The sequence below is a fragment of the Arcticibacter sp. genome, from assembly GCF_053551015.1.
In genome coordinates, this window is sequence record NZ_JBMQOB010000009.1 from 132,331 (window position 1) to 151,377 (window position 19,047).

Sequence of the window (19,047 nt, forward strand, 5' to 3'; positions counted from 1 at the left end):
CCAAGAAGTTCTTGATGTGGCTTTTTATTATAACATCATGCATGTTGTTTGCCGCACTGACCAGCGCGTATATTGTGTATACAGGAGGCGACCCATCCCGTGGAATCAAGGTAAAGCTTCCTGTGGAGTTTATTTTCAGTACGGTTATTATCGTTTTGAGTAGTGCAACTATGCATCTCGCTTTTAAAGCAGCAAAAGCATCAGACTTCTCAAAGCAGCGCTTGTTTTTAGCAATCACAGCCTTATTAGGACTCGCGTTCTTTTATTCTCAGTATAGTGCGTGGAACGCCCTGTTTTTAGCGGGTGCTCCTTTCGTCAATTCAAACGCTTCCGAGTCTTTTATCTATGTGTTCTCCGCGTTTCACGTTATCCATATCCTTGTTGGGATATGCATGATCATTTACTCGATTATCAGGCAGGCTCCGAAGGTCACACAGGTGAGAAATATGTTCCATATGGAGTTAACATCCCTGTTCTGGCATTTTCTGGATATACTATGGATTTATTTATATGTTTTCTTAATTTTGAATCAATAAGCTAAAAAATGAGTACTACTGTTTCACAACTCGACAAAATTAAAACTGGTCCATGGAGCGGCGGAAGATCCCCTTTCGAGGCGGAGTACGGAAAAATAATGATGTGGTTTTTCCTTCTTTCAGATGCGTTTACCTTCTCGGCCCTGCTTATCTACTATGGCGCGCAGCGTTTTACTCAGCTAACCTGGCCTGATCCGGATGTGGTCTTCCAGTCTGTTCCCGGTTTCGCCGAGCATGGATATCCATTAGTCTTCGTGGGTATTATGACGTTCATTTTGATCGTTAGCTCCGTTACCATGGTTCTTGCCGTAGAAGCCGGACATCGTGGTGCTAAAAACGAAGTCGTCAAATGGATGATCTGGACAATTATTGGGGGTTTAACATTCCTCGGTTGCCAGGCTTTAGAGTGGACTCACCTCTTCCACGAAGGATATGGTTGGGGACATTTTCCTGAGTCGTATAAAGGAACAGATGCTGTCGGTGCTCTGCAGTTCTCAAACTTGTTCTTCACTATAACTGGTTTCCACGGATTCCACGTTTTCAGTGGTGTTATACTGAACATCATCATCCTCGCAATGACCATGTCAAATGTGTTCGAAAAGAGAGGTACATATATCATGGTAGAGAAGGTTGGATTATACTGGCACTTCGTTGATCTGGTATGGGTATTCGTATTTACATTCTTTTACCTGGTTTAACCCTTTAAAAACAAACGAAAATGGCTACTGAACATACACAAGAACACGGGCATGCTGATCACGCAGGCATGACTAAAAAGAGAATCTGGCAGGTATTTTTCTATCTGCTTGGCATTACGGCTCTGGAGTTTTTTATTGCTCTTGTGCTAATGCCGATGGGAATGAATCACGGACTTGGTAACTTCATATACGTGGTACTTACCTTGTTAAAGGCTTATTATATCATTGCATATTTTATGCACCTGAAGTTTGAAAAGACGGCGTTCGTCACTTCACTTACCGTTGGGCTGATCTTTATTGTCTACTTTATCGTGTTGTTACTTACAGAAGGGTCTTATTTACATGTTCATATGAACTAATGAATAACAAGTCTCCGTTCAAAAAAATATTAATCCTGGTCATCATTCTTATGGTACCAGGATTTTTGTATTATTTACTCCAGGATAAAGGGAAGAATCGTTACCGCCCTTTAAGTATCTATGGGCCTAAGGAACTTACCGGCACTTTTCATACTAAGAGAGGTAAGAAGATACCCGATACACTTTATCACCAGATCCGGGATTTCTCACTTGTCGATCAAAGCGGTAAATCCCTGCGTTTTCCTCTGGATAGTAACAAGATTACCATCTTTAATTTTTTCTATTCCAGATGCCCCAATTCATGCTCGGAGATGAATGCGAGGATGGAGTTCCTCACCAAGGAGTATGCAGGAAACAGAATGATCAGATTCTGCTCTGTATCTGTTGATCCTGATCACGATTCCCCGCAGGTTCTGGCTAACTATTCCTCATCTTTTCACGCGGTGCCCGGCGTCTGGCACTTCCTTACAGGAGACAAGAACCTGATCTATGACATCGCCCGGAAAGATTTTCTTCTAGACGCATATTCGCCGAAGCTGGATCCCACGAATATCGTACACAGTCCTCTTTTTGTTTTGGTTGATCCTCAGAAGCGTATCAGAGGCTATTACGACTCTGGAAACAAGGATCAAATGAACAAGTTAAATGACGAGATCAAAGTGTTAATTGCTGAACAATTACGTATGGTCACTGATCGTTAATTCCTATTCTAATGAATGATAAATTTGCTTTTCGCTTAATCACAGTCGTTTCCATCGTTGTATTTGTAGTAGTTTGCATCCTTCAGGCTAAAGTTTTTACTCTGTTCCCTGATGTGACTTCGATTCCTTCCTGGGTGTTTTTTCTACCAAAATTGAATGCGATCATCAATGGAACGTGCACCATTCTTCTTCTGATTTCTTTATATCAGATCAAAAACCGGAATATATCTGCGCATAAAAGTTTGAATATCCTGGCTTTTGTGCTGTCTTCATTGTTCCTGGTCAGCTATATCATTTTTCACGCCACGGGAATTCAGACAACATATGGTGGAACGGGCTCAATAAGGTATTTTTATTACTTTATTCTAATCACTCACATTATACTTGCAGCGATAGTTTTACCGTTAGTATTGTTGAGTTTCTATAGCGGGCTTAGTCTCAACGTGGCGAGACACAGGAAGCTCGTTAGATGGAGCTATCCGATCTGGCTATATGTGACCGTTACGGGAGTAATTGTATACATTATGATTTCGCCATATTATACGTTTTAAAATTTTAAAGATGAGATCTCTGCGGTATTTTTCTTTAGTTATCTGTCTGAGTTTTATGACTCTGGTAACGGATTCTGCGTATTCGCAATGCGCGATGTGTTCTGCAACGGCAGAAAACTCCGTCAACAACGGGAATACAGAGGGGGATGGATTAAACGATGGTATTCTCTACCTTCTTGCAGCTCCATATCTTGCGGTTGCAGGTATAGGCTATCTTTGGTACAAGAACTATCGTAAAAAGAACGACGGTGCCGACCTGAAAGGAGAGGGACTTAATTCTTAATTCTATAATCTATGCGGCTGTATGTCGGCTAGTACGACATCATTTCTTAATAAGAGCGGCATTTCAACAAGTGCTCCCAGGGCTTTAATTCAGGATGAAGATAGAACAATCGACACTTCGGTTTCTACGGCTGATAAACGATAATAACAATCGTGATTGGTTTCAGGAGAATAAGGATCAGTATGAAGCCAGCCGGAATAATGTCATAGAATTCACCAGAGAATTGATCAAAGGACTCGCGTCTTTTGATCCTACTATTCCACAGAGCCTGGATCCAAAAAGCTGTGTGATGCGAATCTATCGGGATGTCCGCTTCAGCTTGAATAAGCTACCCTATAAAACAAACTTTGGCATCGGAATTTCCGCAAATGGAAAGAATTTTCCCGGTCCGGGTTATTACGTCCATATTCAGCCAGGAGCTTCGTTTATAGGAGCAGGGACATGGCACCCATCTGCTGATGAATTGAAAGCCATACGACAGGAGATTGATTATAATTGGACCGAATGGCAGTCTATTTTGAACGTACCTGACTTTAAGGAGGAATTTGGAGATCTCGACATCGAAGACAAGCTAAAAACCTCGCCGAAAGGTTATGCCTCCGATCATCCTGCCATAGAATACTTAAAACTGAAGAGCTTTATCGTATCGAAGCCGTTGGACGATAAATTTCTTGCCGAAGATAATTGTACAGATCTCCTTATGCAAAGTGCAGGTAGATTATTCCCCTTCATGGAGTTTTTACGTAACGCCAATTCCTAACAATTTGATATGAACAGAATCCTTTATTTATCACTTTCACTATTCCTGTTAAGTTCATGTATGGTCTTGTCTCCCAAGAAGTACAAAGCACTTGTTGCTGAGAGAGACTCTTTGTCAAGCACATTGAACAATGCGAATGCCCGCATCGGGAGCCTTGACGATGAGGTTGCCAGCTTAAACAGAGAGATTGCAAACCTGAAAAGCCAAATCAGCGATCTTACATCCAAAGTTGGCGGATTGAATGAAAATAATGCAAGTTTAAGGGCGTCCTCGACCAAATTATCAGAAGATCTGAAAAAGCGTGAGGCCAGACTACAGGAGGTGGAAGCCATACTTCGTAAGCGGGAAGAAGCCACTAATGCTCTTAAAGATAAGCTTCAGAAAGCCCTTTTAGGATTCCAGCAGAGCGGACTTTCCGTTGAAATTAAGAATGGTAAAGTATATGTCTCGCTGACCGACAAACTGCTGTTCAGTTCCGGAAGCATCATCATTGATGAGAAAGGCAAGCAAGCTTTGGCGGGACTCGCATCCGTCCTTAAAACCCAGCCTGAGATTAACATTTCGGTAGAGGGTCATACAGATAACCAACGCGTATATAATCTCGGTCAAATTAAAGACAACTGGGATCTGAGTGTCCTACGTGCCACGTCTGTAGTACGCTTCCTGACGGAAGTTCAGGGTATCGAGAATGCCCGGGTTACAGCAACCGGTAAAGGCCAGTATCAGCCTATTGAAGATTCAAACACAGCCGAAGCACGTAGTAAAAACCGGCGAATTGAGATCGTATTATCACCGAAACTTGATGAACTCTACGAGTTGATCAAATAAACAAAGCTCATGAAAGCCGCTAAAAGCGGCTTTTTTTTGGAATTAAATAACTTTTTACCACCTAATAGCGTTTTGTTGAAAACCCAAGTTATGAAAGTTGCGCTTATTTATATGTCCCGGCATGGCACTACCGAGAAAATCATCAAGCATATAGCAGAGCAGCTAACAGGTGAGGTTCAGATCTTTAATCTCGCTGACGAGAAATACCCTGATATCAGGAACTTTAGTAACATCATCATTGGAGGCTCCATACATTATGGTAGCATACAAACGGAAATCAGGCATTTTTGCAAGAGAAATATGCACGAGTTACTTGAAAGGCGCATAGGACTCTTCGTATGCTGTCTGCTCAGTACGCGTGATTCTGACCAATTCGAACGCGCTTTTCCCCTTGTGCTTAAGGCTCACTCCAAAGCCTCTGCCGTATTTGAAGGAGATCTCATATACAACAAGCTCAACGCGATCGAGCGACTTATCTTCAATCCGTCGAAGGAAGAACAAGATGTAATAGCCATAAATGAAAGCGCTATTAAAGCATTTGTCTCCGCATTCTTGAATGAAAATGCCGTAGCATCTACTCCATATATTCCATTAAAGAGCTAAAAGACACACATTGATTGCGGAACTTTTGAGTGTGGATATCCATGATCGCAGGAGCGTGTTCAGCAGCGAAGGTATCGTATTTTCCAACGTTCTCGGCAACGAACTGAAGACAGTAAGTAATTCCCTCGTTGGGAGAATTCAGAACCTTAAGTAAGCGATGGGATATGAACAAGTTCGTTTCTGAGATCTTGGGGATGAAAACAGACTTAATCCAACTCTGCCATTCCTCATTTATCGCTTCCTCAATTATAATCGTTAAGTTGTATAGAACCATTCGGCGAAGTTACGAGCAACCGGCGAGCTATCCAAGTGAGTCGCCTCGTAAGTTCCTAAATCGCGACCGCGCTTCAGAAATATACAAGCTGCCGGGATAATCGGAGATCAGCTTTTCATAACAAGCCTTCGCCTTTTCAGGTTCATGAAGCGTCTCGTAAGTATTGCCGAGTGTGAATAAGGCATCATCTGCCCATATATCAGAGGGATATCGCTCATATACCTGCCTCAGCGTCTCCGTTGCCTCTTTATACTTCTTTAACTCCAGGTATATCCTGGCGCGAAGCATCAACATATCGTCGTCCAGCGTGCTCTGCCGTCCTGTCGCTTGCATGCTATCGAGAATCCCCATCGCTTTATCAAAGTGTTTGGAGGCGAAAAACATATCCGCCCTGGCGTAAGCGCGTAACGATAGCGTATCTTCTCTCAGTTGGGTACTCTCAGAAATCAGCAGACTCAGGTTCAGTGCATCATTGGCCAGCATCTGATTGGTAGCCCCTTTCAGTTCATTCAGCTGTACCTGGGCCCACACAAAGTCGCCCCTAAAATAGGATAAGCGTGCATTCCGGAATTGCGCCTCTTGTTTGAGTGTCGCATCGTGCGCTTCCTTTGCCACCTGCGAATAAAGAAGAGTTGCCTCCCATACGTCCCCGGTCAATGCATATATATCCCCTAAGTCGAGCTTGATATATCCCTTCGTGTCTGAGTCCAGTCCTTTGAAGCTGAGAGCTTCCTGCAGCAGCTTGACAGCATCTGCATAGCTCTTCTGTCGATAAGAGTTAAAACCCGCCAGCTTGCGCAACGAAAAGGCTTTGATGGTCACGTCATCCGTTTTATTGATAAACGCACGGTAGTCCTGCGCCAGTTTATTCAGTTGATCGTCAGGAGGGTTCCCTGAACTCAATAACTCCGTTCTGCAGTAGAGGATTCGTGCTTCCGAGGCAAAATAGTAGTCGCTAGCCCCCTTCGATACGAGATATTCAAAAGCCGACAGAGCAGCCCCGAATTCGCGCCGATCAATCAACATGGTGCCCGTCTGGTAGATTGCCTCTTCGCCTTGCGCACCTTGCCTGTCGAGGCTGATGAGCAGGTTCAGCGCCTCAGGAAACCGCTCCTGCTGCGAGTAAGTCCAAGAGAGCAGCTGAGTCAACAGCGGTGCCTGCTTCTTTCCCTTCAGAGCTTTTTTAAGCGATGTCTCCAGCAAGGCGTAATCCTCTTTTGCTTCCAGCAGCATTTCGAAACTGCTTTCCGCCTGTGTGAGGATGACAGGCTCGGGGTTAGAAGACAAGATCCTGATGTATTCATCTATAAGCATGGTCTTGTCTTTCTTGTAACGATACAAGGCAAGCAGATCAAAGGCAAAGGCCCGTTCATCCCCCAGAAGCTTACGCCCGTATGTAAAAGCAGTCACAGCATAGTCGTATGCATTAGCACGATAGAAGGCAGCAGCAAGCTCCCGTACGCTGAACTCATCCTTGTGCAGGTTGCGTAGCAGTCCTTTATAGATCGAATCAGTCTTCTCTCTATAACCCGACTCCTGGTACACCCGCCCCAGATCCACTTTGTACACCGGCGAAGCCGCGTCTCTGGCAATCATCGTATTGACCAGGTCCTGGGCTTCATTAAATTTTCTAGCCTGCAGGAGCGACGAAAAGTACTGATCATAGTACTCCGGACCCGCTCCGTTGTTGTAAAGCTTTTGATAGATAGAAAGGGCCTTCTCAACATCTCCGCTGAGCGAATACTCCCTGGCCAGGCGTTCATTCATTTCCTGCTGAGCATGGGCTGATAAGCTCAGAACAAGCAATGTAAGGTATAAACACAGTCCTTTCATTCGTCAGTTCGCATCCTTTAAACGAAGATAAGGCTTATGAAAAACATGTTTAAGCTTTTCCTGTATATTATTCCCCGGGGAGCTGTATTCTATTTGTTACTAAATCCGGCTTGAGAATGTTCTATTTTAGTAGTGAAAACCTGTATTTAGGATGTACCTTTTGATATGCGAATACAACTGAAGATATTTTATGGGCTAGTGTGGTTGGTTCTATTTGCATCATGTGCCCAAAAGCAGCGGGCCGACAAGATCCCTCTCGAAAACTTTTTCAAGAACCCCAAAAAGACCGCCTTTCAATTGTCTCCCGACGGAAAATACGTCTCCTTCCTGCAACCCTACAAAAACTACATGAACGTGTATGTGCAGAAGATAGAAGGCGGCAAAGTGACACGCATCAGCTCAGAAACGAGCTATAATATATCCTTCCACTGCTGGGGTAATAACGACGAGATCGTCTACATGAAGAACGATCCCGAGAAAGGTACCTCCCTCTTCGTCGTCAATAAAGAAGGCGAAAAGTTCCGTGAGCTATTATCAGAAGGCCAGTTGCGCCTGAAATTTATCAATTCCTCCAGAATTGTTAACAACCAGTTGCTCATATCCATGAACAAACGCGACTCTACCTTTTTCGATGCTTATAAACTGGATATCAAATCCGGTGAGCTCAAGCTCGCTGAAGAGAATCCGGGAAACATAAGCCAGTGGATAGCGGATGAAGATGGCAAAATTAAGCTGGCAATAGCTTCAAACGGTGATACCGAGAGCCTGCTGTACCGCCAAACAGAGTCCGCGCCCTTCAAGCCGGTCGTTACCTATAGCTTCAAGTCCAAGATCGCCCCGATTGGCTTCTCTGGAAGTAAGAAACACCTGATCTATGCACTCTCCAACTACAAGAGAGACAAGATGGCCCTTGTGGAAATAAACGGTCTCTCCGGCAAAGAGGAACGCGTCATATTCTCCCATGATTCCGTCGACGTGTCAGACGCCGGATATTCCTCTTTGAGTCATCAGCTTCTTTATGCAGGGTACGAAACCTCCCGGAAGGAAAAGCACTTCCTGAGCGATTCAGCACGCCGCGTATTTGACCACCTTGAACGTTTACTGCCCAACACGCAGATACAAGTAACCAGTACCGATACTGCCGAGCAGAAGTGCATCGTTAAAAGCTATACCGATGTTTCATCCGGTGCATATTACCTCTACGATCTCCGCGCCAGAAAGCTGACGGAGCTAAGCAAAGTCAACCCTTCGTTACCTGAGGATCAGATGAGCGAAATGAAGGCCGTATCCTACAAAACATTCGACAGCCTCACGATCAATGGCTACCTGACTCTTCCTAAAGGCTTTGAGCCGAAGAAGCTGCCCGTGATCGTCTTACCTCATGGCGGACCTTCTTCCCGTGTTTCCTGGGGGTTCAACGCCGAAGTACAATTCTTTGCCAACCGCGGATATGCCGTGTTTCAGCCAAATTTCCGTGGATCAAAAGGCTACGGAAAGGACTTCTGGATTGCAGGATTCCAGAAGTGGGGCACCGATATACAGAATGATATCACCGCAGGCGTAAAGTGGCTCATCAAAGAAGGTATTGCTGATGAGAACCGCATCGCCATCTATGGCACAGGCTTCGGCGGTTATTGCGCCATGAACGGCCTCTGCTTTGAGCCGGAATTATATCGTTGCGGAGCCTCCCAATCCGGCTTTGTTAACCTCTTTACCTATATCAAGGCCGTGCCTCCTTACTACAAACCAGTGCTGAGGATGTACTACGAAATGGTCGGGAATCCAGAAGAACAGATCGACTATCTCAGAGCGGTATCTCCCGTTTTTCATACTGACAAGATCTCAGACCCTGTATTTATCTCTCAGGATCTAAAGAATCCACGTGCCAATCTGAGCGAAACAAATCAATTCGTCAAAGAGTTAAAGAATAGAAAGGTCCCGATCACGTATGTCGTAAGGCAGCACGATCAAATCACCCAGGATGAACAAATGGATTTTTACCGCCAGCTCGAAGGCTTCTTCTCAGAAAACCTAAAGAAGTAACCATATATGCGTAAGGCCAGATTTCAGTATCGCCGTAACAGCGCATTGAATGTTATTTTTCTTCTCCTGATAGGGGTGTCTTTTGTCGTGGCTATGTTTCTTGCTCACCGGCTTACCGAAAAATACGTCGAAAACGAGTTTGAGACACGCAAAATAGATGTTCTCGAAGAAACCCTCAAACCCTACAACGAGTTCTTTCAGAACCGGGTTCCCGAAATATCATTCTATCAGGGATATCTGGACAGCTCCTCGGCCATCAAGTATGTCGACACGGTGTTCCGCAAATATCCCTTCGTCAAGAAGGTAGAATTCTACGATACAGAAGTCAGCAATCACCGGCAGGCGGGTGCTTTCCGCATCAACCACTTTTCTATGCTTCCGCGTGCGGTGTACGACTATAGACGTGGAACACCCAACAGTTCGATCAACTTTTCCAGGCGTTCTGCAAATAGCCTTGCCTCAGGGGGCAGCCTCGACGAGTTCAAAAACATCGCAGCTAAGTTCGCCCTGTATGTACAGTCTATGGAGGGGAACAAGCCTCTTCAGTCTGCCGATTTCATCAGTATATTTTACCACGTGACCCATAACCGGATCACGTTTATGAACATTCCCCGTGAGGAGGATATGCTCACCTACAGAGATCTGATGCTGAAAGATCAGGAAGAATCGCCCGTCTTCCAGCAAGACATTGTGTCTTTCATTCTCGATCCCGAAAAGCTCCATGTTCGCAATACACATCGCGAGCTCTATCAGTATATCCACATCACGCCGATCGTGTATGAGTCCCTCAATACCGATCCCGACTTGTTAAACACCGAGCTTCCCCTTACCGGTGCCTTTGCCGATTATAAGCTGCATTTCAGCTCATCGCGCAATCACATCATCCGAGAAATATACCATCGTCTGGTCCCGGTAGCATTGGCAATCGTCATCATCTATACGGTGCTTTTGTTCATTGCCTATCTCATCTACCGGAACCTCAACATCAACCGAAAGATGTACAGTCTCCAGTACGATTTTATCAACAACCTCACTCACGAGTTTAAAACACCCGTCAGCGTCATCAAAATAGCAGGCAACAATATCAAAAGCGCAAAGGAACTCTCCGACAGGGAACGTCACCACTATGGGAAGATCCTTGATGAAGAAGCCGATAAGCTGAATGACCTGATGAATAAGCTCCTTTCTTTCACCCAGATCGAAAACCAGTCGATCCACATTAAAAAGGAACGGATCAACATCCCCGTGTTCATCCAGAATATGGTTGACGCCTATTTTATCAAGCTGCCCGATTTCAACATCAGCTACGAAACCGGTACCGTCAGCACCTTCAGAGCAGATCCTGTACTCCTTTCCAGTATCTTTCAAAACCTGATGGATAATGCATATAAGTATTCATTACCCGGTAAAAAGACGTTGAATATCCTGGTTTATACCGAAAAGGGAAATATTGTGTTTAAATTTAGGGACGAGGGTATAGGCATCCCCGCTGCAGAGACTGAAAATGTATTCAAAAAGTTTTACCGGATACAGAGCCAGTATAATCAGCAGGGTAGTGTCGGCCTGGGATTGGCATTCTGCAAAGAGCTGATCAATCTCATGAACGGAACCATCACGCTGAGAAGCAAAGTAGGAGAGGGTTCCGAGTTTACAGTTGTATTACCATTTGAATTATAGATATGAGTAAAGAAATAAAGATTGCGATCATTGAAGACGATGAAAACCTGAGGTTCTTAGTAGCTCACCGTTTAAGCGGAGAAGGTTATCAGGTAATTGAATGCGCCAACGGAGAAGAAGCCGAAGCGCTTGTTCTTGGCGAGCAGCCGGATATCGTATTGCTCGACTGGATGCTACCAGGAAAACAGGGCTCAGAAATATGCACCAGCCTTCGCGAAAAAGGATTTGAAAAGATCATTATCATGATGACTGCCAAGGCACAAGACGTAGACAAGATCGACGCTTACCAGTTTGGTGTGTCCGACTATGTAACCAAGCCATTTAACATGGACGTGCTGGTTGCGCTGATCGAGAACAAGGTCAACTTTATTGTGAGCACCAACAAGTCAGACGTTAACAAGTTCGGCGACATGGAGCATCTCCCTAATATCCACTCACTTGTTAAAGACGGTAAGAAGATCGAGCTGACTATCCTTGAAAACCGCATCCTGCTATATTTCCTGCAGAATGTGAATAAGGTTATCAAACGCGAAGAGCTGATGATGGTTGTCTGGGGATACAACTCAGACGTGAATACCCGTACACTCGATATGCACATTGTGCGTCTGCGTAAGAAGATAGAGGATAATCCCGATACGCCTCATTACCTGCAAACGGTACGCGGAATCGGCTACCGCTTCGTAGCAGAATAGCCTTAGAACAGATTCAAGAGCAGTATCATCAGGTACTGCAACAGCATAGTACCATCCAGAAATCCGAAATAATAGAACTCATCCTTCTTTATTTCGGATTTTAGTATCAGCCAGCCTGATAGGGCCACTGTAAGTGTTAGTGCCCAAAAATCTGCATTAAACTCCCTGGTGAACATCAGCAGCAGGAGCACGTAGATTACCAGCAGCCCCTGACAGAAAAGATAAGCTTTTCGCTCCCCCAGCATCACCGGTATCGTCTTCAAATTGAAGCTTTTGTCCTGGAACAAATCCCTGATGTCGAAAGGAACCGTGATCGCTGCAATGAACAAAAAACGCTTTCCCACAAGCAGAACCGCGTCCGCGATCTGAATATTCACCTGATGCCTGACTGAACCTTCCACTATGGGGAGTAGCACACAACTGAACGACCAGATGATCGCTATCAAAAACAGCTTCAGACCCGGGATGTTCCTCAGTCCGAACTTTCGCTCATTTAGTGTAAACAGGGGAAGGTTATAAGCAATAGAAATAACACCGAGGAACGCGAGCAGCAGAATAGAGGGGATCTTCAAAAAGAAGATCAGCACACTAACCGACACAATAGCAATGATCGTCAGCGTGATCGTCAGCCGGTAGTGGCTAAAGATCCAGCGTACCCTCCTGAAGGGCGAACGCCGTGGATCCGCAGGCTTCGACATCAGCATGCTGAAGTTGTAGAGTGCCAGCGTAGAACAGAACAAAAGGGCAAGAACATGCTTGTCAGGCTTGATCTGCAGTAAATGATAGGTAACTAATCCCTGGGCAACGGCGCAGATGGCAATAAACACGTTGCTGAACAGAATGCAGTCAACAATATGTCTGATGCTTTTCTTTATCGACGGAGGCTTGGAGTCAGAAGGCATATAATCAATTAAACGTTAGGTCGTTAAGATTTCTTTAACTCAAATATCGTAATTTCAGGTAAAATACCAACCCGACCAGGATAGCCCAGGAAGCCATAGCCCACGTTTACATACAATTGTTGCTGCTGTTCCTGATAAAGACCGGCCCATTCTTTATAGATATACTCAACAGGACTCCACTGCCATTCCTTCGTTCTGACGCCAAACTGCATACCGTGCGTATGTCCGCTGAACATCGCATCTATATCCGTGTAGCCCAACACCTGGGCGCGCCAGTGCGAAGGGTCGTGAGACAGGAGCAGCTTCACGGGCAGATCTTCCGTCCCCTTCATCGTCAGATCCAGTCTGCCGTGGCGAACAAAGCGCCCCGCACCCCAGTTTTCAATCCCCAGAATCCCAATTTCCTCTCCGTCTACTTTCAGACGGCGGTTCTCGTTCAACAGCAAATTCCAGCCCATGAGCCCATGAACTTTCTTAATATCGGCCAGGTTCTTCCGTTTAGCCGGCGAGTCTTCCTTACCATAGTAATAGTCGCCATAATCATGATTCCCCAGCACCGAGAACACACCCAGAGGCGCCTTCACCTTGCTGAAGATATCCTGATAATCCTTCATCTCCGTAGCCACATTGTTCACCAGGTCACCGGTAAAGAATGCAAAGTCCGGCTTCTCTGCCATCAGCATTTCTACGCCGCCCAAAACAGCCCGTCTGTTGTAAAAGCTACCCGAATGCACGTCAGAAATTTGTGCGAAGGTAATCCCGTCAAAAGCCTTTGGCAGATTGGGTAAGAGTAGCGTCTGCCTGCGCAGCTGATAGTCGTAGCCACCTTTTACAATTCCCCAGGTAAGTGATGCAAGTGGAACAGCAGCAACAACGATTCCCGCCTTTACCAGAAACTCCGACCTCGTGATGGGTTCCGCTGTGCTCACAGGCTCCGATGGAGCTTTAGGCTTAAACAAACGTCTCTTCAGCCATACCAGCCCCCTACGTATATCATCCACCAGCAAAAAGAGAATGAAGCAGAACTTAGTAACGAATGTCAGGAAGAACGCCACGAGGATCACCGCCCTCGCTGAAAGGAAAATATTGAAGATTATCGCAGCGAAAACACCCAGGATAAGCAGTCCTGAATAACCCCACCACAGGTAGCTAAATAGCCGGACTCTACGGGGTGGCGCATTTTTACTGATGGACTTTATCGCCCTGAAAATATATAAATCGAGTACAAGGAGTATGAAACAGAGAAAAATTAGGGGCACGATACGATTAGACATGGGTTAAATAATAAGACAATTAGTAACGGTTATCCTCATTGTAGTCGTCCTCTTCATCATCAAACTCGTTGTTGAAAAGGCTACCCAGCATGTCTTTAAATGTATAGCCATTATCCAGGGCCGATTTGCTCACCTGTGAGAACTCAGACAAACCGTGCAGCAGGAACTCCATCAGGAGCAGCTGTTGGTTCTGGCTTAGCGTCGGATGGAATTTCCTGATCACGGTTCCAAGTTCCGGCACCTCTGCCAGTGTGCGTTTATAATCTTCCAGCAGGTATTCATCCAGGATATTGATCGTATTCCCGGCATCAAACCAGTTGATAATAGGGGCATAAGGGTTAGCACCTTTTCCCTTTTTGAGCTTTTCCGGATCCGGGAAGTACGTAGCCATGAGCGATTTGATTGCTTTTCCCAACAGGATGTTTGCCACCTTGGCCGAACCTTCCTGTTCACCCTCATATACCAGTTCAATTTTACCCGTAATGGCCGGGATCACTCCCGCAAAGTCAGACATCCTCACGAACGTGCTTTCTTCTCCATTGATCAGCATCCTACGTTCTGCTGTGCTGATCAGATTCTCGTACGCGGAGATGGTAAGTCGTGCTGAGACACCCGACTTCTTATCCACATATTCGGAGTTACGTGCTTCAAATGCAATCTGCTCAACCAAATCTTTCACCAGTCCGTCGGACTCAATCTTCAGCCTTTGTTCCGGTGTGATCAGCGCTTCCTGCTGTGTGATCTTTCTGGAGATCTCAATGCTTCGCGGATAGTGTGTCAGGATCTGACTTTCTATACGGTCTTTCAGAGGCGTCACAATCGATCCTCTGTTGGTATAATCTTCCGGATTGGCAGTAAATACAAACTGCACATCAAGTGGGAGCCTGAGTTTGAAGCCGCGGATCTGAATATCACGCTCCTGCAGGATGTTGAATAGCGCCACTTGGATACGGGCCTGCAGATCGGGCAACTCATTGATCACAAAGATGCCGCGATGTGCACGTGGGATCAGCCCGAAGTGTATCACCCGCTCATCGGAATAGGTCAGCTTCAGCGTCGCTGCCTTGATTGGATCCACGTCCCCAATTAAATCGGCAACCGTTACATCCGGAGTAGCAAGCTTCTCGGTGTAGCGTTCTGAACGGTGAAGCCACGCAATGGGTGTCTTGTCGCCCAACTGCTCAATCTTCTGGTGCCCTACCCATGAGATCGGCCTGAAAGGGTCGTCAAATAACTCAGATCCTTCAATATAAGGTACATACTCGTCCAGCAGGTTGACCATCAAACGTGCAATACGTGTTTTAGCCTGACCCCGCAGTCCAAGTAATAAAATATTATGCTGTGATAGGATAGCTGTTTGAAGATCCGGAATAACCGTATCCTCGTAGCCGATAATTCCCTCGAAGCCTTCGGCTTTATTCCGAAGCTGAACGATCAGGTTTTCTCTCAGCTCTTGTTTGAGAGTTCTGGATGTATAGCCGGAGGCCTTAAGCTCCCCGAATGTCGTTATGTTTAACAAATCACTCATGTCTTTATATAAAACAGTGCTTTAGCGTACTGTCTTTCTCCTGTTTTTAATATAGTCTTCAAAAATATACTCGCCCAAACCTTTGAGTGAGCTGTAAAATGCTTTCCCCCCATTCACCTCCGTAAATTGCCTTACAAACTGCTGCAGATAAGGGTCCCGCGCAATCATGAACGTTGTAATCGGGATGTGGAGGCGCTTACACTGCGCCGCCATGTTCAGCGTCTTATTGATCACCTTTCGGTCGAGCCCGATGCTGTTCTTATAATAACGGTTTCCTTCCTTTAAGCAGGTTGGCTTGCCGTCGGTAATCATAAAGATCTGCTTGTTCGATGTCTTTCTCCTTCTCAAGATATCCGTAGCCAGCTCCAGTCCCGCATAGGTATTTGTATGAAAAGGACCTACCTGCAGATAGGGGAGGTCTTTTACTGTGATCGGCCATGCGTCATTTCCAAAAACCACGATATCCAGTGTATCTTTCGGATACTTCGTCCTGATCAGCTCTGCCAGTGCCATAGCCACCTTCTTGGCCGGTGTGATGCGGTCTTCTCCGTACAGGATCATCGAATGTGAAATGTCAATCATCAGCACGGTAGACGTCAGTGTCTTAAAATCTTTTTCCTCTACTTCCAGGTCGCGCTCCGTCATCCTGAAATCGTTGATTCCATGATTCAACTGTGCATTTTGAATCGAAGCCGTCATGTCTATCTGATCGAGGCTATCGCCAAACTCATACTCCCTGCGGTCGGCATTCTTCTCTTCGCCCAGGCCGGAGGTATTCGTATTATGTGTTCCGCGGCCCGATTTCTTCAACTTACCGAATATCTCTTCGAGGGCCGACTTCCGGATCGTCTGCTCTGTTTTGGCAGTAATCGAGAAATTGCCCTGTGGATCATCCTGGCTGATAAAGCCTTTATTCTTCAAATCGTCAATGAAGTCGCCCATCCCATAATCGTTGGACGTAAAATGATGTTGCTTGTCCAGCTCATTCATCCAGGCCAATGCTTCATTCGCATCGCCTGCTGTGTAGTTGAGGAGCTGTGTAAAAATATTCAGTAGTCCATCAAAGCCACTGTTCTGAAGTTTTTCCGGAATGAACTTAGAAAACTGATAACCCCGCATAATCGCCTTTGCTTAAATGGTAAACGTAAAACCTAAGTTAAAATTTTCAGTGCGCTAAGATGTTTAACTAGTGTAAAAATCCGATTGCCTGATCCTATCCAGTGTATAGTCCGGATTCGCACCCTTTTGAGATGCCACAAAGGCACCGACGGCACAGGCATTCTGCAAAACCTCGTTCATCGGCAGTTCACTAAGGAGCCCGTTTATAAAGGTTGCCAGAAAAGCATCGCCGGCTCCAACTGTATCAGCCACCTCAACCTTATAGCCGCTATGCCTGTAGATGATCCTTTCAAACAAAACCAAAGCCCCTTTATCGCCCAGCGTCACGCAGATGACCGGGGTGTTTGTAAGCTTACTGAGGTTTTCCACAAAGTTTTCCACATCTGTTAGTGGAAGCTCATAAAGCTCGCTCAAGTGGCTCCATTCGTCTTCGTTTATCTTTAGGATATCCGCCGAAGCAACGAGTTCTTTCAGCAAAGGGGTGTCGTAATAAGGAGCCCGCAGGTTCAGGTCCAACACGCGCTTCCTCGCCAGGGGCAGCAAACGCAATAAGGTCGCCCGACTTTCCTCCTGCCGGCAGGCGAGGCTGCCATATATTAAAACATCTGCTTCACTTACGGCTTGTTGAGCTTGATCGTCTGGAGTGATCGCATCCCAGGCCACCGGCTGAACAATGCTGTAAGTAGCCTGCTGCTTCTCATCAAGTTCTACTTCGACGATGCCCGTAGCCAGGACGGGGTGTATCTGTACCAGACCGGTTGGGAAGCCCTTATCTTCCAGTATCTTCAGCAATGTTCTGCCCGACTCATCGTCACCTACGCTGCTGATCAGCTTGCAGTCTACACCCTGCTTATGGAGGTGCAGTGCCACGTTCATAGGTGCGCCGCCTGCGCGCTGCTGATCTTTAAACTTATCCCAGAGGATCTCACCGTAACAAACCGCTTTTAACATAGAGATACAATAACATTGTAAAACTAAATGTTTGCCCGTCAAAAAAGAAAGGCATCCCCGTCAGGGGATGCCTTTGCAAATGAAAAGAAATGGGATAATCAAAACAGGGTGAATTCAACACGGCGGTTCTGCTGTCTGCCTGTTTCAGTTTTGTTCGAAGCGATTGGCTGATCTTCGCCATAACCTGTTGCTTCGATACGTGAGGCGTTGGCTCCACGACTAACCAGGAACATTTTTACAGCTTCTGCTCTGGATTTAGACAACTTCAAATTGCTTGACGCACTGCCTACATCGTCGGTATGACCTGCCAGCTTCAGGCTGAAGTTCTTTGTCTTGAGCAGATCGGCTACACGGCTCAGGCTCGAGAAGGAGCTTTCACGAATGGTGGCCTTTCCGAAGTCGAACTCCAGGTTCTTGATGGCTTCAGCAACCACTTTCTTGTCTTCTTCAGTGATATAGACTTTTACGTCGGGCTTGCGTTCAGGAAGGGGACAGCCTGATCCGTCTACAGCTGTTCCTGCCGGAGTACCAGGGCACTTGTCGAAAAGGTCCACCACGCCATCTTTGTCGGTGTCAACAATGGTCTGGTTGAACTTATCTTCCAGCTGTTTGTTCTTTTCCTTCTGTTCATCAAGCTCGCTCTTCAGCTGATCATAACGGCCGGAGTAGTCGCGCTCAATATCCGAAACGATATTATGCGAGGCCAGCTGTGGCTTCCGCTTGTCGCCCAATGCAAACTCCAGTCCGGCATGAGCATACGAGTATTTGTCGTTCACCCCTCTGGTATAACCATCGATATTGTCTGAGTTTACAAAGGTCACCGTATACCCCAGGTCCAGGTTCACACCATCCACAACTCTGAACTTCACACCCGCACCAATCGGGATGATCAGCTCGGGTATATTGTGCGATACCGTTGTTGCTCCGGCAGTGCTGGTGTACGTCGGTCTGTATTCCGCCATCCCTGCCCCTGCAGTAGCATAAGGCTGAATCACATTCTCCCGCTGCCGGAAATTGATGTTCGCAAAAGTGAAGTTTCCACTGATACTGGCTGCCCAGTGTAGATCTGTGGAGAAGGACGCATTCGGCCCAGCCTGATCCTGACCGTTCAAATGGCTGGTATTAGCAGATAGCTTTCCTCTGAAATAATTTGCCTGCAAACCGAAGGAGGGAAGGATTTGCTTTTTCACGTAAGCACCGTAGCCCAACTCCGTCTTCCGGCCTTTGTAATCATCTTGTCCGAAAAATGAGCCCAGATACATAGCGCCGCCATGTACTCCCACCGACCAGGTACGGAAAGCCCCGGGTTCAAACGGCCTTACATAATCACTTCCTGATTGCTGATCCTGAGCCATCAGTCCTCCCGATAGCAGGATGGCGGTCAGGACTGCTCCTGATCTAAAAATGTTTGTTTTTTTCATCAGATTGAATTTAT

General features: G+C 46.1%; 20 protein-coding genes. 12 read left to right on the plus strand and 8 right to left on the minus strand.

Annotated features, from left to right (window positions below):
- Positions 1-14: 14 nt before the first annotated feature.
- The 9 genes from ACO1NU_RS05960 (at position 15) to ACO1NU_RS06000 (ending at position 5,319) form a co-directional block, all read left to right on the plus strand.
- Positions 15-536 carry a cytochrome c oxidase subunit 3 gene (locus ACO1NU_RS05960; RefSeq protein ID WP_448817553.1) on the plus strand — a complete coding sequence of 174 codons (522 nt, stop codon included), beginning with the start codon at positions 15-17 and terminating at the stop codon, positions 534-536.
- An 8-nt stretch (positions 537-544) separates the two neighbouring features.
- Positions 545-1,234, plus strand: coding sequence for a cytochrome c oxidase subunit 3 (locus ACO1NU_RS05965; RefSeq protein ID WP_448817554.1), 690 nt, complete (start codon positions 545-547; stop codon positions 1,232-1,234).
- A gap of 20 nt (positions 1,235-1,254) precedes the next feature.
- Positions 1,255-1,593 (plus strand): cytochrome C oxidase subunit IV family protein, encoded by a 339-nt coding sequence (locus tag ACO1NU_RS05970; RefSeq protein WP_448817555.1) that lies wholly within the window; start codon positions 1,255-1,257, stop codon positions 1,591-1,593.
- A complete protein-coding gene (locus ACO1NU_RS05975) occupies positions 1,593-2,294 on the plus strand; it encodes an SCO family protein (protein ID WP_448817556.1) in 702 nt (233 codons plus the stop codon). Before ACO1NU_RS05970 ends, ACO1NU_RS05975 begins: the two co-directional genes overlap by 1 nt.
- A gap of 11 nt (positions 2,295-2,305) precedes the next feature.
- The gene (locus ACO1NU_RS05980) at positions 2,306-2,845 is read left to right on the plus strand and encodes a DUF420 domain-containing protein (RefSeq protein ID WP_448817557.1); all 540 of its coding nucleotides are present in this window, start codon (positions 2,306-2,308) and stop codon (positions 2,843-2,845) included.
- 10 nt (positions 2,846-2,855) lie between these two features.
- The gene (locus ACO1NU_RS05985; RefSeq protein WP_448817558.1) at positions 2,856-3,128 is read left to right on the plus strand and encodes a hypothetical protein; all 273 of its coding nucleotides are present in this window, start codon (positions 2,856-2,858) and stop codon (positions 3,126-3,128) included.
- Positions 3,129-3,222: 94 nt separating this feature from the next.
- Positions 3,223-3,888, plus strand: a complete 666-nt coding sequence (locus ACO1NU_RS05990; protein ID WP_448817559.1) for a DUF2461 domain-containing protein — start codon at positions 3,223-3,225, stop codon at positions 3,886-3,888.
- Positions 3,889-3,897: 9 nt separating this feature from the next.
- Positions 3,898-4,716 (plus strand): OmpA family protein, encoded by an 819-nt coding sequence (locus ACO1NU_RS05995; RefSeq protein ID WP_448817560.1) that lies wholly within the window; start codon positions 3,898-3,900, stop codon positions 4,714-4,716.
- 90 nt (positions 4,717-4,806) lie between these two features.
- On the plus strand, positions 4,807-5,319 hold the full coding sequence (locus tag ACO1NU_RS06000) for a flavodoxin domain-containing protein (protein ID WP_448817561.1): 513 nt from the start codon (positions 4,807-4,809) through the stop codon (positions 5,317-5,319).
- Here the strand turns inward: ACO1NU_RS06000 and ACO1NU_RS06005 are convergent.
- Together ACO1NU_RS06005 and ACO1NU_RS06010 are read right to left on the minus strand one after the other, a co-directional pair.
- Positions 5,291-5,593, minus strand: a complete 303-nt coding sequence (locus ACO1NU_RS06005; protein WP_448817562.1) for a DUF4286 family protein — start codon at positions 5,591-5,593, stop codon at positions 5,291-5,293. The two genes, ACO1NU_RS06000 and ACO1NU_RS06005, sit on opposite strands and share 29 nt — an antisense overlap.
- A 27-nt stretch (positions 5,594-5,620) precedes the next feature.
- Positions 5,621-7,426, minus strand: a complete 1,806-nt coding sequence (locus tag ACO1NU_RS06010; protein ID WP_448817563.1) for a tetratricopeptide repeat protein — start codon at positions 7,424-7,426, stop codon at positions 5,621-5,623.
- 165 nt (positions 7,427-7,591) lie between these two features.
- Here ACO1NU_RS06010 and ACO1NU_RS06015 point away from each other — a divergent pair, with 165 nt between their 5' ends.
- Genes ACO1NU_RS06015 through ACO1NU_RS06025 form a run of 3 tightly spaced genes read left to right on the plus strand, consistent with a single transcriptional unit; the run spans position 7,592 to position 11,838 of the window.
- Positions 7,592-9,469, plus strand: a complete 1,878-nt coding sequence (locus ACO1NU_RS06015; protein ID WP_448817564.1) for a S9 family peptidase — start codon at positions 7,592-7,594, stop codon at positions 9,467-9,469.
- Between the two features lie 6 nt (positions 9,470-9,475).
- Positions 9,476-11,146: a sensor histidine kinase gene (locus tag ACO1NU_RS06020; protein WP_448817565.1), complete on the plus strand. Its 1,671-nt coding sequence runs from the start codon at positions 9,476-9,478 to the stop codon at positions 11,144-11,146.
- A gap of 2 nt (positions 11,147-11,148) precedes the next feature.
- Positions 11,149-11,838: a response regulator transcription factor gene (locus ACO1NU_RS06025; protein WP_448817566.1), complete on the plus strand. Its 690-nt coding sequence runs from the start codon at positions 11,149-11,151 to the stop codon at positions 11,836-11,838.
- A 2-nt stretch (positions 11,839-11,840) separates the two neighbouring features.
- Here the strand turns inward: ACO1NU_RS06025 and ACO1NU_RS06030 are convergent, their stop codons facing one another.
- The 6 genes from ACO1NU_RS06030 to ACO1NU_RS06055 all read right to left on the minus strand — a co-directional run bounded on the left by ACO1NU_RS06030 (position 11,841) and on the right by ACO1NU_RS06055 (position 19,033).
- Complete coding sequence (locus ACO1NU_RS06030; RefSeq protein WP_448817567.1) at positions 11,841-12,740, minus strand: hypothetical protein; 900 nt, start codon at positions 12,738-12,740, stop codon at positions 11,841-11,843.
- 23 nt (positions 12,741-12,763) lie between these two features.
- On the minus strand, positions 12,764-14,014 hold the full coding sequence (locus ACO1NU_RS06035; protein ID WP_448817568.1) for a metallophosphoesterase: 1,251 nt from the start codon (positions 14,012-14,014) through the stop codon (positions 12,764-12,766).
- 19 nt (positions 14,015-14,033) lie between these two features.
- Positions 14,034-15,542, minus strand: coding sequence for a sigma 54-interacting transcriptional regulator (locus ACO1NU_RS06040; RefSeq protein ID WP_448817569.1), 1,509 nt, complete (start codon positions 15,540-15,542; stop codon positions 14,034-14,036).
- A 21-nt stretch (positions 15,543-15,563) separates the two neighbouring features.
- Positions 15,564-16,661 carry a vWA domain-containing protein gene (locus ACO1NU_RS06045; protein ID WP_448817570.1) on the minus strand — a complete coding sequence of 366 codons (1,098 nt, stop codon included), beginning with the start codon at positions 16,659-16,661 and terminating at the stop codon, positions 15,564-15,566.
- Positions 16,662-16,724: 63 nt separating this feature from the next.
- Complete coding sequence (locus tag ACO1NU_RS06050) at positions 16,725-17,612, minus strand: carbohydrate kinase family protein (protein WP_448817571.1); 888 nt, start codon at positions 17,610-17,612, stop codon at positions 16,725-16,727.
- Between the two features lie 98 nt (positions 17,613-17,710).
- Positions 17,711-19,033 (minus strand): DUF6089 family protein, encoded by a 1,323-nt coding sequence (locus ACO1NU_RS06055; protein WP_448817572.1) that lies wholly within the window; start codon positions 19,031-19,033, stop codon positions 17,711-17,713.
- Positions 19,034-19,047: the final 14 nt, after the last annotated feature.